General features: G+C 69.5%; 15 protein-coding genes and 5 pseudogenes. 13 read left to right on the top strand and 7 right to left on the bottom strand.

What is annotated here, in order from left to right:
• Positions 1–64 precede the first annotated feature (64 nt).
• On the top strand, positions 65–1,084 hold the full coding sequence (locus tag ACIP89_RS30475; protein ID WP_402117707.1) for a LacI family DNA-binding transcriptional regulator: 1,020 nt from the start codon (positions 65–67) through the stop codon (positions 1,082–1,084).
• A 58-nt stretch (positions 1,085–1,142) separates the two neighbouring features.
• On the top strand, positions 1,143–1,490 hold the full coding sequence (locus ACIP89_RS30470; RefSeq protein WP_401924766.1) for a hypothetical protein: 348 nt from the start codon (positions 1,143–1,145) through the stop codon (positions 1,488–1,490).
• Positions 1,491–1,568: 78 nt separating this feature from the next.
• Here the strand turns inward: ACIP89_RS30470 and trxA are convergent, their stop codons facing one another.
• Positions 1,569–1,940: a thioredoxin gene (trxA, locus tag ACIP89_RS30465; protein ID WP_393608592.1), complete on the bottom strand. Its 372-nt coding sequence runs from the start codon at positions 1,938–1,940 to the stop codon at positions 1,569–1,571.
• Between the two features lie 117 nt (positions 1,941–2,057).
• Between trxA and ACIP89_RS30460 the strand changes: the two genes are divergently transcribed.
• Complete coding sequence (locus ACIP89_RS30460; protein WP_402117705.1) at positions 2,058–3,500, top strand: dihydrolipoyl dehydrogenase family protein; 1,443 nt, start codon at positions 2,058–2,060, stop codon at positions 3,498–3,500.
• Positions 3,501–3,543: 43 nt separating this feature from the next.
• Here ACIP89_RS30460 and ACIP89_RS30455 read toward each other — a convergent pair whose 3' ends face one another.
• Both ACIP89_RS30455 and ACIP89_RS30450 read right to left on the bottom strand, forming a co-directional pair.
• Positions 3,544–4,443, bottom strand: coding sequence for a family 16 glycosylhydrolase (locus ACIP89_RS30455; RefSeq protein ID WP_401931041.1), 900 nt, complete (start codon positions 4,441–4,443; stop codon positions 3,544–3,546).
• Between the two features lie 196 nt (positions 4,444–4,639).
• Entirely contained in the window at positions 4,640–5,260 is a 621-nt protein-coding gene (locus tag ACIP89_RS30450) for a histidine phosphatase family protein (RefSeq protein WP_402117819.1), read from the bottom strand.
• Positions 5,261–5,521: 261 nt separating this feature from the next.
• On the opposite strand from ACIP89_RS30450, the gene ACIP89_RS30445 reads away from it, so the two are divergent.
• Both ACIP89_RS30445 and ACIP89_RS30440 read left to right on the top strand, forming a co-directional pair.
• Complete coding sequence (locus tag ACIP89_RS30445) at positions 5,522–5,737, top strand: CbtB-domain containing protein (RefSeq protein WP_024492504.1); 216 nt, start codon at positions 5,522–5,524, stop codon at positions 5,735–5,737.
• A gap of 29 nt (positions 5,738–5,766) precedes the next feature.
• Positions 5,767–6,540, top strand: coding sequence for a CbtA family protein (locus ACIP89_RS30440; protein ID WP_401924759.1), 774 nt, complete (start codon positions 5,767–5,769; stop codon positions 6,538–6,540).
• 89 nt (positions 6,541–6,629) lie between these two features.
• On the opposite strand, the gene ACIP89_RS30435 is transcribed toward ACIP89_RS30440, so the two are convergent.
• Together ACIP89_RS30435 and ACIP89_RS30430 are read right to left on the bottom strand one after the other, a co-directional pair.
• Entirely contained in the window at positions 6,630–7,136 is a 507-nt protein-coding gene (locus ACIP89_RS30435; RefSeq protein WP_402117704.1) for a GNAT family N-acetyltransferase, read from the bottom strand.
• A gap of 95 nt (positions 7,137–7,231) precedes the next feature.
• Positions 7,232–7,588 (bottom strand): tetratricopeptide repeat protein, encoded by a 357-nt coding sequence (locus ACIP89_RS30430; RefSeq protein WP_401932782.1) that lies wholly within the window; start codon positions 7,586–7,588, stop codon positions 7,232–7,234.
• A gap of 143 nt (positions 7,589–7,731) precedes the next feature.
• Between ACIP89_RS30430 and ACIP89_RS30425 the strand changes: the two genes are divergently transcribed.
• The 4 genes and pseudogenes from ACIP89_RS30425 (at position 7,732) to ACIP89_RS30410 (ending at position 11,423) form a co-directional block, all read left to right on the top strand.
• Positions 7,732–8,697 carry a pirin family protein gene (locus ACIP89_RS30425; RefSeq protein WP_402117703.1) on the top strand — a complete coding sequence of 322 codons (966 nt, stop codon included), beginning with the start codon at positions 7,732–7,734 and terminating at the stop codon, positions 8,695–8,697.
• A 204-nt stretch (positions 8,698–8,901) separates the two neighbouring features.
• The gene (locus ACIP89_RS30420; RefSeq protein WP_402117701.1) at positions 8,902–9,570 is read left to right on the top strand and encodes a SpoIIE family protein phosphatase; all 669 of its coding nucleotides are present in this window, start codon (positions 8,902–8,904) and stop codon (positions 9,568–9,570) included.
• Positions 9,571–9,681: 111 nt separating this feature from the next.
• Positions 9,682–9,999, top strand: a pseudogene (locus ACIP89_RS30415) (ATP-binding protein); the annotation flags it as partial.
• Between the two features lie 1,088 nt (positions 10,000–11,087).
• Positions 11,088–11,423, top strand: a complete 336-nt coding sequence (locus tag ACIP89_RS30410; RefSeq protein ID WP_402117699.1) for a lysine transporter LysE — start codon at positions 11,088–11,090, stop codon at positions 11,421–11,423.
• Between the two features lie 59 nt (positions 11,424–11,482).
• On the opposite strand, the pseudogene ACIP89_RS30405 reads toward ACIP89_RS30410, so the two are convergent.
• Positions 11,483–11,677: pseudogene (locus tag ACIP89_RS30405) on the bottom strand (IS110 family transposase); the annotation flags it as partial.
• Here ACIP89_RS30405 and ACIP89_RS30400 point away from each other — a divergent pair.
• From ACIP89_RS30400 to ACIP89_RS30385, 4 genes and pseudogenes are all read left to right on the top strand, one after another.
• Positions 11,672–11,857: pseudogene (locus ACIP89_RS30400) on the top strand (IS1380 family transposase); the annotation flags it as partial. The pseudogenes ACIP89_RS30405 and ACIP89_RS30400 sit on opposite strands and share 6 nt — an antisense overlap.
• Positions 11,858–12,100: 243 nt before the next feature.
• Positions 12,101–12,847: a hypothetical protein gene (locus ACIP89_RS30395; protein WP_402117697.1), complete on the top strand. Its 747-nt coding sequence runs from the start codon at positions 12,101–12,103 to the stop codon at positions 12,845–12,847.
• Between the two features lie 77 nt (positions 12,848–12,924).
• A pseudogene (locus tag ACIP89_RS30390) lies at positions 12,925–13,379 on the top strand (transposase family protein); the annotation flags it as partial.
• Positions 13,373–13,624 carry a hypothetical protein gene (locus ACIP89_RS30385; RefSeq protein WP_402117826.1) on the top strand — a complete coding sequence of 84 codons (252 nt, stop codon included), beginning with the start codon at positions 13,373–13,375 and terminating at the stop codon, positions 13,622–13,624. The pseudogene ACIP89_RS30390 and the gene ACIP89_RS30385, both read left to right, overlap by 7 nt.
• A gap of 42 nt (positions 13,625–13,666) precedes the next feature.
• On the opposite strand, the pseudogene ACIP89_RS30380 reads toward ACIP89_RS30385, so the two are convergent.
• Positions 13,667–13,791 (bottom strand): annotated as a pseudogene (locus tag ACIP89_RS30380) (IS5/IS1182 family transposase); the annotation flags it as partial.

Below are 13,791 nucleotides of genomic sequence, written 5' to 3'. Positions count from 1 at the left end.
GCGAAACGGGTACGGGGGCCGGAGCGTTCCCGTACCGAACGGGTCTGTAAGACTGCCCGACGCCATGATTCAGTTACCCGAGCAGCCCGCCGAAGGCCCCGTCCCGACCAGCGCCGACGTGGCGCGGCTCGCCGGCGTCTCCCGGGCCACCGTGTCCTACGTACTGAACAACAACGCGGCCGTACGGATCAGCGATCCGACCCGCCGCCGGGTGCGCGACGCGGCCGCCGAGCTCGGCTACGTACCGCACGCGGCCGCCCGGAGCCTGCGCGCCGGACACTCCCGCATGGTGCTGCTGCCCACCGGGAGCTTTCCCTCCGGCCCCCTGCACCACCGCTTCCTGCGCGAGCTGGAATCAGGACTGCGCCGCCTCGACTACACCGTGGTCCAGTACGGCTCCCTCGGACTGGACGCCGACGACGCGGCCCGCGCGTGGGCGGAGCTCCGGCCCGTCGCCGTCATCGTCCCCGGCTCCGTCCCCCTCACCCCGCAGGGCGCAGCCGTGCTCCGGCGCTCCGGCGCCAAGGCGGTGATCACGCTCGGACCGCAGCCCGTGGCGGGCGCCCACGCGCTGATCATGGACCAGCGCAGGGTCGGCAGCTGCGCCGTCCGGCATCTGCTGGACCGCGGCAGGCGCCGGATCGGCGTGGTGATGCCCGAGGAACCGGGCCTCGCGCCGTTCGCCGGACCCAGACTCGCCGGTGCCAGGCAGGCCGCCGCCGGCACGGCCCGCATCGAGCCGCTGCCGCTGCGCAACGACGAGGAATCGGCCGCCGTGCTCGCCGCCCGCTGGCGCACGCTCGGCCTGGACGCCGTCTTCGCCCACGACGACATCCACGCGATGCTCCTGATGCGGGCGCTGCAGGACGCGGGCATCGAGGTTCCCGGCGAGACCGCGGTGGTCGGCGCGGACGACCTGATGCTGGCGAGGCTGCTGAGGCCCAGGCTCAGCAGCGTACGGATGGAACTGGACACGGAGCAGCCGCTCGCCGATCTGGTCGACCGGCTGGTACGCAGCCCCGGGAAGGACCCCGAACGCCACGACCTGCTGCGGGCGCGGGCCGTCCACCGCGATTCGAGCTGAACGGGCCCGCCAGCGCGGCAACGTGCGCGGCGGAGCTCTCATGCCTAGCGTCATGACCATGAGCCATCCGCGGAGTTACGAGATCCTGCTGATCCCCCAGTTCACCGACGCCAACGGGGCGGACGCCTCCGGCACCGGGCGGACCATCCGCTCCGCGGTCGTGGAGGCGACCGGAGCGTCGGGCGAGTCCGGTTACCCGCGATACGCCGGGGAGGGCATGGTGGCGGACATCGACCCGGCGACCCACACCGTCGAGGCCATCCTCGTCGACGGCTCGGAACTCGACTACGGACTCACGGTCCGGATCTCGGAGCAGCCCGTCCGCGAGAAGTCCGCTACGGAGAACCACGTCCCCGAGAACCACGCTTCCGGGAACCACGTCCCCGAAAACCACACGGACGGCTGAGTCCGCCGCCCCGCAACGCATCGGGGCCCGGCCTCGACGGCCGGGCCCCGACGGGCTTCGCGCGCTCTCGCGAGACGCCTACTTCTGCTCCTTCTGCTCGTCCTCGATGGACTTGCGGACCTCGTCCATGTCCAGCTTCCGGGCCTGACCGATGACGTCCTCCAGCGCGGCCTCCGGCAGTGCGCCCGGCTGCGAGAAGACCGCCACGTTGTCACGGACGATCATGAGCGTCGGGATCGACCGGATCTCGAAGGCCGCGGCCAGCTCCTGCTGCGCCTCCGTGTCGACCTTGGCGAAGACCAGATCGGCGTGGCGTTCGGACGCCGAGTCGTAGACCGGGGCGAACTGCCGACACGGGCCGCACCAGGAAGCCCAGAAGTCGATCAGGACGAACTCGTTCTCGCTGACGACCTGATCGAAGTTTTCCTTGGTGAGCTCTACGGTGCTCATGCTCTGCTACCTCTTCCTGTGCCCGTGCGGACGTGTCCCCGGACAACGGTGCCTGTGCTTGAACTATTCCGCCTGCCCATGTGGCCGCCGCGCACACCCACGACCAAAATGGTCCTCATGACACATGCTGTGGAGCCTGTCGAGTACGACGTCGTGGTCATCGGGGCCGGTCCGGTGGGTGAGAACGTGGCGGACCGGGCCAGGGCCGCCGGTCTGAGCGCCGCGATCGTGGAGTCCGAGCTCATCGGCGGAGAGTGTTCGTACTGGGCCTGTATGCCGAGCAAGGCCCTGCTGCGCCCGGTCGTCGCCCGCGCGGAGGCCCGGCGCGTCCCCGGGCTCAGCGGATCAGTACAGGGCCCGCTCGACACCGCCGCCGTCCTCGCCCACCGGGACGACTACGCCTCCCACTGGAAGGACGACGGCCAGGTGGCCTGGCTGGAGGGCATCGGCGCGGACATCTACCGGGGCACCGGCCGGCTGGCCGGCACGAAGGCCGTCTCCGTCACGGCACCCGACGGCACGGAACAGCGGCTCACCGCCCGGCACGCCGTCGCCGTGTGCACCGGCAGCCGGGCCGTGGTCCCCGATCTGCCCGGAATCGCGGAGGCCCGCCCCTGGACGAGCCGGGAGGCGACGAGCGCCAAGGAGGTGCCCGGACGGCTCGTGGTCGTCGGCGGGGGCGTGGTCGGGGTGGAGATGGCCACGGTGTGGGGCGCCCTGGGCGCGGAGGTCACCATGCTCGTCCGCGGTGCGGGGCTGCTGCCCCGGATGGAGCCGTTCGCCGGTGAGCTGGTCGCGGAGGCACTGACCGAGGCCGGGGCCGATCTCCGGTTCGGCGTCTCGGCCACCGCCGTACGGCGCCCGGCCCCGGACGGACCGGTCACCGTCGAGCTCGACAACGGCGAGAGCGTCGAGGCCGACGAGATCCTCTTCGCCACCGGCCGCGCCCCGCGCACCGACGACCTGGGACTGGAGACCGTGCATCTGAAGCCGGGTTCCTGGCTGGGCGTGGACGACAGCTGCCGGGTCGAGGGCACCGGCTGGCTCTACGCCGTCGGGGACGTCAACCACCGCGCGCTCCTGACCCACCAGGGCAAGTACCAGGCCCGGATCGCCGGAGCGGCGATCGCCGCCCGCGCCCAGGGTGTCCCGCTGCTGGAGACCGACCGCTGGGGCGCCCACGCGGCGACCGCCGATCACGCCGCCGTTCCCCAGGTCGTCTTCACCGACCCGGAGGCCGCCTCGGTCGGCCTCACCCTGGCCGAGGCGGAGCAGGCGGGCTACCGGGTCAGGGCCGTCGATCACGACCTCGGCGCGGTGGCGGGCGCCGGGCTGTACGCGGACGGCTACCGGGGCCGCGCCCGGATGATCGTGGATCTCGACCGGGAGATCCTGCTCGGCGTCACCTTCGTGGGTCCGGGCACCGGCGAACTGCTGCATTCGGCGACCGTCGCCGTCGTGGCGGAGGTCCCCGTCGAGCGGCTCTGGCACGCGGTCCCCGCCTACCCGACGATCAGCGAGATCTGGCTGCGGCTCCTGGAGACGTACCGGGGGGCGTAGCGCCCGAGCGGTCCCGCCGGGCAGCCGGCGGGACCGCTCCGCGTCAGGCCGGGGGCTGGGTGTCGTTGGTGGTGACGCGGACGTGGTCGACGACGAGTTGCTGGGGGAAGGCGGTGTTGTTGTCGGGGTCGCCGGGCCAGTAGCCGCCGACGGCGAGGTTGAGGATGAGGAAGAAGGGCTTGTTGAAGGCCCAGGTGTTGCCGTTGGTGTCGGCGGGGGTGCGGTGCTGGTAGGCGTTGCCGTCGACGGACCAGGTGATGGAGTCCGGGGCCCAGTCGATGGCGAAGGTGTGGAAGTCGTCGGCGAAGGCCCGGCCGTCGGGGAGGGTGTATCCGGCGCCGATGCCGGCGGAGCCGGAGTAGCCGGGTCCGTGCAGGGTGCCGTGGACGGTGCCGGGTTCGAAGCCGACGTTCTCCATGATGTCGATCTCGCCGGAGTTGGGCCAGCCGACCTGTCCGATGTCGTCGCCGAGCATCCAGAAGGCGGGCCACATGCCCTGGCCGCGCGGGATCTTCATCCGGGCCTCGACATGGCCGTAGGCCTGGGTGAACCTGCCCGAGGTGTTCAGCCGTGCCGAGGTGTACTGACACGTCCCGTACCAGCACTGGTAGTTGCTCGGGTTCTCCTTGCGCGCGGTGATGACCAGATGGCCCTGGCCGTCCAGTGCCGCGTTGCTGTTCCCGGCGGTGTAGTACTGCCGCTCGTGGTTGTCGACGTTGTCGCCGGTCTCGATCTGCCACTTGCCGCCGTCAACGGCGGAACCGGCGGCTCCGTCGAAGTCGTCGGTGAACGTCGCGGCGGCGGACGCCTGGTTCGTGACGGATTCCTGTGCCGCCGGAAGGGGCGCGGGAGCGGCGGAAGCGAGGCTTGAGGTGGCGGAGACGAGGGCGAGTACCGAGAGTGCGGAGACCAGGAGGCGCCTGGTCAGGTGGGGGGAGCTCATAGGGATTTCCTTCCCGTACTGGACGGAGGAAATGTGACTCGCCATGCATATGACAAGTGGGGGCACGGCGGCCACGTGGGGGAGTCGAGGCCTTAGTTCACTACGTGATTTAAGAAGTGAACCAAGAGCGTGTCAAGGCTCCTCACAGACCACAGTTCTTGCACGCATCGAACCCGCCGTCCCTGCGGTACGTCCGTCAGTCCACGGGTTCCGGCAGGAGCGGCCGGCCGCAGCGCAGGTTCCACCGCCCCGACCTGCCGCTGAGCTCCGTGACGGTCAGCGGCGCCACGTCCAGCCGCCAGAAGGCCTGCGGCGGGAGGTCCAGCGCGTGGACGGCGGCGGCCCGGATCACGGCGGGCTCGGCCACCGCCAACACCCGTCCGCCGTCGCCCTCGTGACTACTGTCGCTCCCGTCTGCCCGGTGACTCCCGTGCGGGGAGTCGAGCCACGCGCCCACCCGGGTGCACAGCTCCAGCAGGGACTCGCCCCCGTGCGGAGCGGCGGACGGATCGGTCAGCCAGGCGGCCACCCCGTCCGGCTCCTCCTCGCTCACCTCGGTGAGCCGTGCGCCGGACCAGCGGCCCATCTCCCAGTCGCGCAGGGCGGGTTCGGGAACGGACCGGAGCCCGAGGGCGTCCGCGGTGGCGGCACAGCGCAGGGACGGACCCCGCAGGCACCGGTCCGCCGCCGGTGCGGCACCGGCGGCGGACCGGGCCTGCCGCAGACCGGATGCGTCAAGCGGTGCGTCGCCGGCGAACCGGGCCTCGCGCAGCGCGGCGTTCATCGCCGGTGAGATCAACATCACCCGTACCGTCATGACCGCCCTCAACTCCCTGAACAGTGACCAGCCGGCCAAGCACACCATGGCATCCGGACTCCTCGGCGCCTTCGACGCACCATGGCGGGCCCCGCTTCCAGGCGGTATGGTCGCGACGACATGACGACGGTGTGATGGAAGCCCGGTGAGAATCCGGCACGGTCGCGCCACTGTGAACCCGTACCTGTGCGGGAAGTCAGACCCAGCACCTTCGTCTCAGGCACCACGATCGGGACGCGTGTTCCCACAGGAGGTTCTGCCATGGCACAGACTGCTGCCCCCACCACCGGCGCACCCGCCATCACCCCCATCTCGCTGAAGGCCATTGCCCCTTGGGCGGTCTTCTTCGGCATCGTCATGCTGATCCTGCTGTACTTCGTCGGCGCCGAGCAGGGCGCCACCTCCGTCATCTCGGGCGCGGGCGTGCACGAGTGGGTCCACGACGGCCGTCACCTGCTCGGTTTCCCCTGCCACTGACCTACCGGGCTGATCCAGGGGAATCCCTCATGAACTCCATATCTGTCAGAGCTCTGCTGGTCCGCGGCATGCTGGCCGGTCTGATCGCGGGCGCGCTCGCGCTGATCGTCGCCTACTGCCTCGGTGAGTCCCGGGTGGACGCGGCCATCGCCCTCGAAGAGGCGCACAGCCACGACCACGGCGGCGGCGAGGAACTCGTCAGCCGCACCATGCAGTCCACCGCGGGCCTCGCCACCGGCGTGCTCGTCTTCGGCGTGGCAATCGGCGGCATCGCCGCACTGGTCTTCTGCTACGCGCTCGGCCGGATGGGCCGGTTCGGCCCGCGGGCCACGGCGGCGCTGATCGCGGGCGCCGCTCTGCTGACCGTGTACGTCGTGCCGTTCCTGAAGTACCCGGCCAATCCGCCGGCTGTCGGCAACCCCGACACCATCGGCAAACGCACCACGCTGTTCTTCCTGATGGTCGCGCTCAGCGTGCTGCTGGCCGTCGCCGCCGTCATCCTCGGGAGGCGACTGGCTCCCCGCCTGGGCGCCTGGAACGCGACGATCGCCGCGGCGGCCGGCTACGTGCTGCTGATCGGCCTCGCGTACGCCTTCCTGCCCTCGTTCAACGAGGTGGGACGGGACTTCCCGGCCACCCTGCTGTGGCAGTTCAGGCTGGCCACGCTCGCGGTTCAGTTCACGCTCTGGACCACCTTCGGGCTGGTCTTCGGCTACCTCACGGAGCGGTTGCTGGTGCCGAGGGCGCAGGCCGCCACGGCCGGAAGCGGGACGCCGGAACGGACCGCCACCGCCGCGGGCTGACCCGCACAAGGCGCTGCCGGAACCGGAGCGGGGCGGGACCCGCGAGGACTCACCTCGCGGGTCCCGCCCCACTCCGGTTCCGGTCCGGATCACTCCTGACCGGGCCCGTCCCAGTCCACCCGGTAGTGCTTCAGCGCGGAGTCCTGACGCACGAAACGCATGCCCGCGGCCGTCATGACGTGCTGGGACGCGATGTTGTCGAGGTCGGTGTCCCCGTGCACGCAGCTGGCACCCCGGTCCCGGGCGAACCGCAGCAGCGCGCGGAGCGCCTCGGCGGCGTACCCCATGCCCCGGACCGAGGGCACGAGTCCGTAACCGATCGTGACGTGCCCGGCCTCGTCGGGCGCTCCGTGGAACCCCAACCCGCCGATCACCGGCCCGTCCTCCCCGAGCCGTATCTCGTACGAGCCGAACGGGCTCGGATCGCCGGCGCCGGCGATGGTGTCGAGCAGCCGGGTGGCCGCCGCCTGCTCGCCGGGGGAGGGATACCCGTCGGCCCACCGCACGCCGTCCGGCGGTCGGCCCGCCACCACGTGTTCGGCGTCGGATGCGCTCATGGCGCGGAGCAGGAGGCGTGGAGTACTGAGCACAGTCATGACCCAGTGGCTATCACGCGGTCCGCACGGCCCACACCCGGATATTCTCCGGAGCCGGCCGGCCGGCTCCGGAGGTGGCGGCGACCGGCCGGTGGCTACTCGCCCCCGGTCGGTGTGAAGTCCCCGGACAGCGCGGCCGCCACCCGAAGGTGCGTCGCCGCCTCCGCCGGGCGCCCCTGGCGCTCCAGCGTGCGCCCGAGCATCAGCCGGGCGTAGTGCTCGACCGGATCGAGTTCCAGCACCGCCCGCAGCTCCGTCTCGGCCCGGCCGAGCCGCGCCGAGTGGTAGTAGGCCCTGGCCAGCAGCAGACGCGGCGCGACCTGCTCCGGCACCTCCTCGACCAGCCCGCCCAGAATCCGGGCCGCGACCAGGTACTCCTTCGACTCGAAGAAGAACTGTGCGCGGTCCCACCGCTCGGCGGCGGTTCCGAACTCGTAGTAGGTGTCGCTCATTCGTCCTCCTCGGTCGAGGCTCGCCGCCGGGCCGGTCCCGTGCGCGTCAACCGCCACAACACTCCGGGATGGTTTAACATTCCACTAAATATTCGGCGTGGGCGCCGTCGGACCGGGCCCGTAACGGGAATAGGTTGAGCGCCATGAGCAATCTCGATCGCCAGGCCGTCCCCTCCGTCTGCGGGGGACGCGGTTTCGTCGTGGCCGAACCGGTACGTGAGCTCCTCACCCCGCGTCACGTGAAGCTCGGGGAGTCCACCGAGGTCCGCAGACTGCTGCCCAATCTCGGCCGCCGCATGGTCGGGGCCTGGGCCTTCGTGGACCACTACGGCCCCGACGACATCACCGACGAGCCCGGGATGCAGGTACCGCCCCACCCCCACATGGGCCTCCAGACGGTCAGCTGGCTGCACGAGGGCGAGGTCCTGCACCGCGACAGCGTCGGCAGCCTCGCGACGATCCGCCCGCGCGAACTCGGCCTGATGACCTCCGGCCGGGCGATCAGCCACTCCGAGGAGAGCCCCAGGTCGCACGCCGCGCTGCTGCACGGCGCGCAGCTCTGGGTCGCGCTCCCGAACGCGCACCGCGATGCCGAGCCGCACTTCCAGCACCACACGGACCTGCCGACGGTCACCGCCCCCGGCCTCACGGCCACGGTGATCCTCGGGGACCTCGACGGCGCGACCTCGCCCGGCACCGCGTACACCCCGATCGTCGGCGCGGACCTGGCCCTGGACCGGGGCGCCGAGGCGCGTCTCCCGCTCGACCCCGACTTCGAGTACGCGGTGCTGTCGATGTCCGGCGAGGCCGAGGTCGACGGCGTACCCGTCCTGCCGGGCTCGATGCTCTACCTCGGCTGCGGCCGCTCCGAACTCCCGCTGCGCGCGGAGTCCGACGCCGGTCTGATGCTGGTGGGCGGTGAGCCCTTCGAGGAGGAGATCGTCATGTGGTGGAACTTCGTGGGGCGTTCGCAGGAGGAGATCGAGCAGGCGCGCGCGGACTGGACGAACGGTGACCGGTTCGGCACCGTACGCGGCTATGACGGTGCGCCACTCCCGGCTCCCGCGCTGCCCGCTGTGCCCTTGAAGCCGCGTGGACGGGTGCGCTGAGCTGCGGGTCCTTACGGATCGCTGGCTTTCGAGGTGAGCTTGATCATGCCTGCGTCGTCGCTGTGGGCGGGAGAGGTCTGGAAGCGGCTGAGGGTGCATCGGGGGAAGGCCTTTCGACGGACCGGCGTTCCCATCTGTGTCCGCGTCTGACCTTGTGTGCCAGGACGGATGCTGACTTTTCTGACTGGACGTCAGGTCGGTTAGGTGCTGCCCGGTGCGCCCCATCGGCGTCGGCGAGTCGGCTTCGAGGCAGTCGAGCTGGACGCACCGGCAGGAGCCACACTCCTGCTGTACACGGACGGCTTGGTGGAGTCCCGGGCACGGGACGTCTGGACGGGCATCGAGATGCTTCAAGAGCGGCTCGCCGCCGCCGCAACGCAGCTGGCCGGTCCGGACCAGCCATCGCCGCTGGAGGCTATCTGCGACGACATGCTGGCCGTGTTGGCGCCCGGCGACCGGGACGGCGAACTCAACGATTCGCTGAGGACGGTCTCCCTGGTCAACGCGGGCGGGGGTAGAGCCGTGATCCACTTCGTCGCTTACCGGATCCAGACCTCCCCGACAGGCTCGGGCATCGCCGTCATCCCTTCCGCCTGGGTTTCCTGGGCCACGGCCATCGAATCGCTGGCGTCGCTGGGGCTCAACTGGGATGACGACTACTTCCTGCTTCACCTCGGTTCGGGTGCGGCCGTGCCGATGACCAACGTCAGCAGAGAAGGTATGGAATTGCTGGCTCTCGGCTCCAAGGCTCTTGAGAGAATCTCCGTACTGGACATCAGAATCCAGGTCATAGACGCCCTAGGAGACATCTACGAGAGGGACTTGCAATGTATTCGACCGGTTTCTGTGCCCGCCCCCGCGAGGGCTGTCTGACGCTGGAGGGGCCCCAGGCCGAAATCCACGCCCTGGCCACACTAGCAATCCTCAGCGCGGCCGAGCCCGGCACGTTCAGCAAGAAGCAGTAACCGAGACCGAAACGGACATCAACTTACGAACCGCCCACTCAGCAGGTGGGGGCTAGACAACATCGCGGACGTGGTGGAGCTCCTGGTCAGCGAGGTCGTGACCAACGCCGTGCGATATGCGGAGCGGCCGGTGACCCTGCGGCTGCCGCGGACCGACATCCTGCGACGCGAGGTCGGCGACGACTCACCGCAGCTGCCCCAGCAGCGGCGCGCCCGGGACACCGACGAAGGCGGACGCGGGCTCTTCCTGGTCAACCGGCTGGCCAGACGGTGGGGTGCGACCAGGCTCTCAGTCAGCAAGCTCGTGTGGTTCGAGATGAGTCTGACGCCAGAATGAGCGACGCTCTTCTACAGACGTGTCGGGTCCAGCTCGGAAAGATCGCCAGGCACCGAGGATCCAGCGTCGCCCCGGCGGCTCGACTCTCAGGCCCGCTCGGTACCCAGCGCGCCGATCGTCGCCCCAAGTCCGATCGACTCGTGCCCGTGTGTCGCGCCGTATGAACCGACGTCTTCGACTTCACCGTGGCCGCCGCTGTTCTCCGTACTGTCTCCATCGCGAGCGACCGTGCAACCAGCCAGCCCCAGCGCGCCTATGCCCTTGTCTTCGCCCACCCTGGCAACAGCCGATGAGGATCTGGTGGAGGATCTCTTCGCCTTCAACGGGCGCGCGCGCCCCGCAGGATGGCCCCGTACATCACGTGGGAGGAGCCGGGCATCTGTTGGGTGAGGGCGCAGTGGCTGTCCAGCAGCAACTGCGTCACGCAGCCTGCGATGCTCCCGCCGCGACGTGGCCAGGCCTGCGAGCTCACTGCCGGTCAGCCCGTTGCGCTCGCCCGCATCGATTTTGGCCTGCAATGCCCACCCCCGTACCGTAAGTTCGAAGTCTTCTGTGATCGCCCCCGCCGGGCGGCTGCCTCGCCTGACAACCCGACGTTCTTGGCCTTGAACTCAGGCGTGAACGAACGACGAGGGCGGTGAGGTTTCGTCTTCCCCCGTACTCTCGATGATGGGCATCCTCCCGGGGCTGAACCCCAGATCTCGAATGTCCGTCAAGGCGGATCAAGCCCAGGGCCATTCGTTTGGATCACGCCCGGACAGGCAGGATCCAGGGTTAAGGATCTTGATCGTTTGAGGCGCCGGAAGACAACCGCGAGGCACCGGAGTATGCAGAACCCCCGTCGATTGAGTCGTCAGCCGCAGAGATACCGTGGCGGGCGCAGCCGGTGGCGTCGCTGGCCGGGGCGGATATACGGCGAAGGGGGCGCGATGTTCCCGGTGGTTGGGGGTGCCTCTATGTCCTTCGTCAAGGTGTGACCGTGTGCCGCAGTCGGCGACTCTTGAGTACCCCGGCAACCATTCCGGCTCGGCGGGGGGTCCTCCATACCAGGCCCCGCTCGGGGCCATCGGCGCAAGGGGGAGGACGTCATGGGGGTCCGCAGGGCAGCGAAAGGCGTCGGCGAGTTCCTGGTCGAGACGGTGGGAGAAGCCGTCGCCGAGGTGATCCTCAGCCTGCTCACCTGCGCCCTGCTCGGCTGCCTGGCTCTGATCGCCTACCTGAGCTGGTCCCTCAGCCCGCGCTTCACCATCGCGGGGGCTGGGCTGCTCAGTCTCCTCCTCGCCCACGGCGCCTGGCAGACCTTCCGCACCCCCGCGAAGGGGCGCCGTCGGGGCCTCGCCGCCCTGACCGCTGTCGGGTTCACCGTGACCGCCATGACGGCCCTCTTCCTGCTGTTCTACTCCACAGGATGCGACTGCCTGTGAAACCGTTTGGTTCAGCTACGCAAGTCCGAGGCCGGTCATGCGGTAGCTGTTTCGGGGACTCATGACTCGTAGAAGGTGCCGTCGCGGAGCATGGCGAACAGAACGCTGATGCGTTGGCGGGCGAGGCGGAGGAGGGCCTGGGCGTGGGTTTTGCCGCGGGCGCGTTGCTTGTCGTAGTAGGTGCGGGAGGCGGGGTCGGCGCCCATCCAGGCGAAGGCGGAGAGGAACATGGCGCGTCTGAGCTGGCGGTTGCTCTGACCGGTAGGCCGAGGCTCTAGGAACCCCGCCGTCTGCGGTTGCGACTGTTCTCCGCCGCCGCCCAGCTCGTCACCACCGCCCGCCGCCGGCACCTGAGATTCACCTGTCACTGGACCTGGACCGACGTGGTCACAGGCGCGGTCCAGCGACTCGAAGCACTCCCACATCCTGGATGACCAGCAGCAACGGCCCGTTCCGACGAATCTGAATTGCTCACCGGAGCCGTGGAACCCGGCGCACATCCGACGCGACAGTCGGGTCATCGTTCTACCCGTCACCGACCCGACAAACCGAAACGGACCGCCGGAGAATCCGATGGCCCGTCACGAGAGATCGAGGCTAAGGGGCTGTCCCGTAACGATCAAGGAAGAGTGCGGCTCCGGCCTCTGGCTGGTTGACACCTGGGGCTCTGGGAGCGATTGAATACCGTGGTGACGGACTGGACGCAGGCGGTGGACACCCGCGGGGAGACTGAGCGAGTGCCGGTGCTTCTCGATTTGGTCGAGCGCGAGGAAGCTCCCGAGGCATGGGAGGAGCTTTGGGATCGTCTGTGCCTGCACGGTGGGACTGTCTCGCCGGCGAGCTTTACCGCTCTGCCCCGGTTGGCGGACCTGGCTTCCGCAACTGCGCTGGCTCTTGAACTGGCGGCCGCCATCGCGCGCGGTACTTTGCAGCATCCTGACGGGGAAGCCCTGCTCGCGGGCCGTCCGGGGGCGCTCAGCCGACTGCGCGACCTGGCGGACCAGCGACTGCGGAGCCGCCCTGCCGAGTACGACCGGGTCTTCGGTGATCTGCTCGCGCTCGCGGGGCAGTACCACTGGAGTGCCGCCCTGGAGAGCTTCGCCGACGACTTCTACGCGGTGTCCTGTCCGGACTGCGTGGCGGAGGTGACCATCGCGATCGGGGACTACGGCTTCTACTCGGCCATCCGCGACTGGGATCGCGGTGACATCGAGCGGCGAGAGCTGCTGCCGGCCCAAGTCGAGGAGCTTCCCGACCCCGGCCGCTGGATGCACGCCACTGCGGTCCGCGACGGGCAACAGCGCATCGCGGAGGGCATCAGGCACCTCTTCGGCCGTGCTGAGTGCCCAACTTGCGCCAGTGCGTTCAGCGTCGCGGATGCCTACACGAGCGCGAACCTTCCCCCAGCACTGGAGACTGCCTGAGCTGGAGGAAAGGCGTGATCTTCGCCTGCCATGATCTTGGTATGGCTGGCGTGATCATGGCTTCCGAACCTTCGTGAATAGTCCCGTTCACCAGGCTGAGCCCGCAGCTCTTCCTCCAGCTGATCGCCGTCCCTCGCTGTGAGTGCGCCGACGAGCTTCGTCTGGGGCGCCCGTGGTCACTGCCGCTTGAGGATCGGGTCCTGCTTGTGGCCGTCTACTGGCGAACCACCTGACGCTGCGACAGATCGCGCCGCTGTTCGGCATCTCGAAGTCCGCGGCCGACCGGATAGTCACCAGCACGGCGCCGTTGCTCGCGCCCAAGCAACGGCAGCGATTCCGCAAGGGCACCGTGCTCATCGTGGACGGCACTGTCGCGTCCACCCGCGACCACACGATTGCGGAGCAGTCGAAGAACTATCGATACTCCACGAACCACCAGGTCGTCACCGATGCAGACAGCCACCAGGTCGTTGTCGTGGGTCGTTCGCTGCTGCTCGACGAGAACTCGGACCGATCCTGGGCACGTTGTGGCCCGAGTACGCACACGAATACGCCGCCCCGCCCACACCGGGCAGGGACGATCCGTACAGCCTGGTGCGGGAACTGATGGCCGAACACACCGTGGGCGTTCCTGGCGTGTTCGACACCGCGGCCCGGACCGCTGCTACGGCCCTTGCCGAGCAGGGCGACACCCCGCTGGTCGACGCCCTCGCCCGCAACCGGAACGGCGGCCGGACCACCCAGGTTCCTAAGTCCTGTCCCGTAAATGATCTCTGAGGCGTGTGGACGTGGCCGGTGACCAACCCGACTGCCCGTCCATCCGGCGAGGTTGAGGTTGTGTAGGCGGGCGATTCCGAGCATGGCGTGGTGGACCCCGTCGCCCTTAAGGCGGCAGTCGCGAAGGATCTTCCAGGTCTTCATGCGGGCGAAGACGTGCTCGACGC

This window comes from Streptomyces sp. NPDC088730 (assembly GCF_044751215.1).
Lineage (GTDB): Bacteria > Actinomycetota > Actinomycetes > Streptomycetales > Streptomycetaceae > Streptomyces.
Note: the sequence above shows the minus strand (reverse complement) of the source record. Positions and strands in the feature narration are given on the sequence as shown.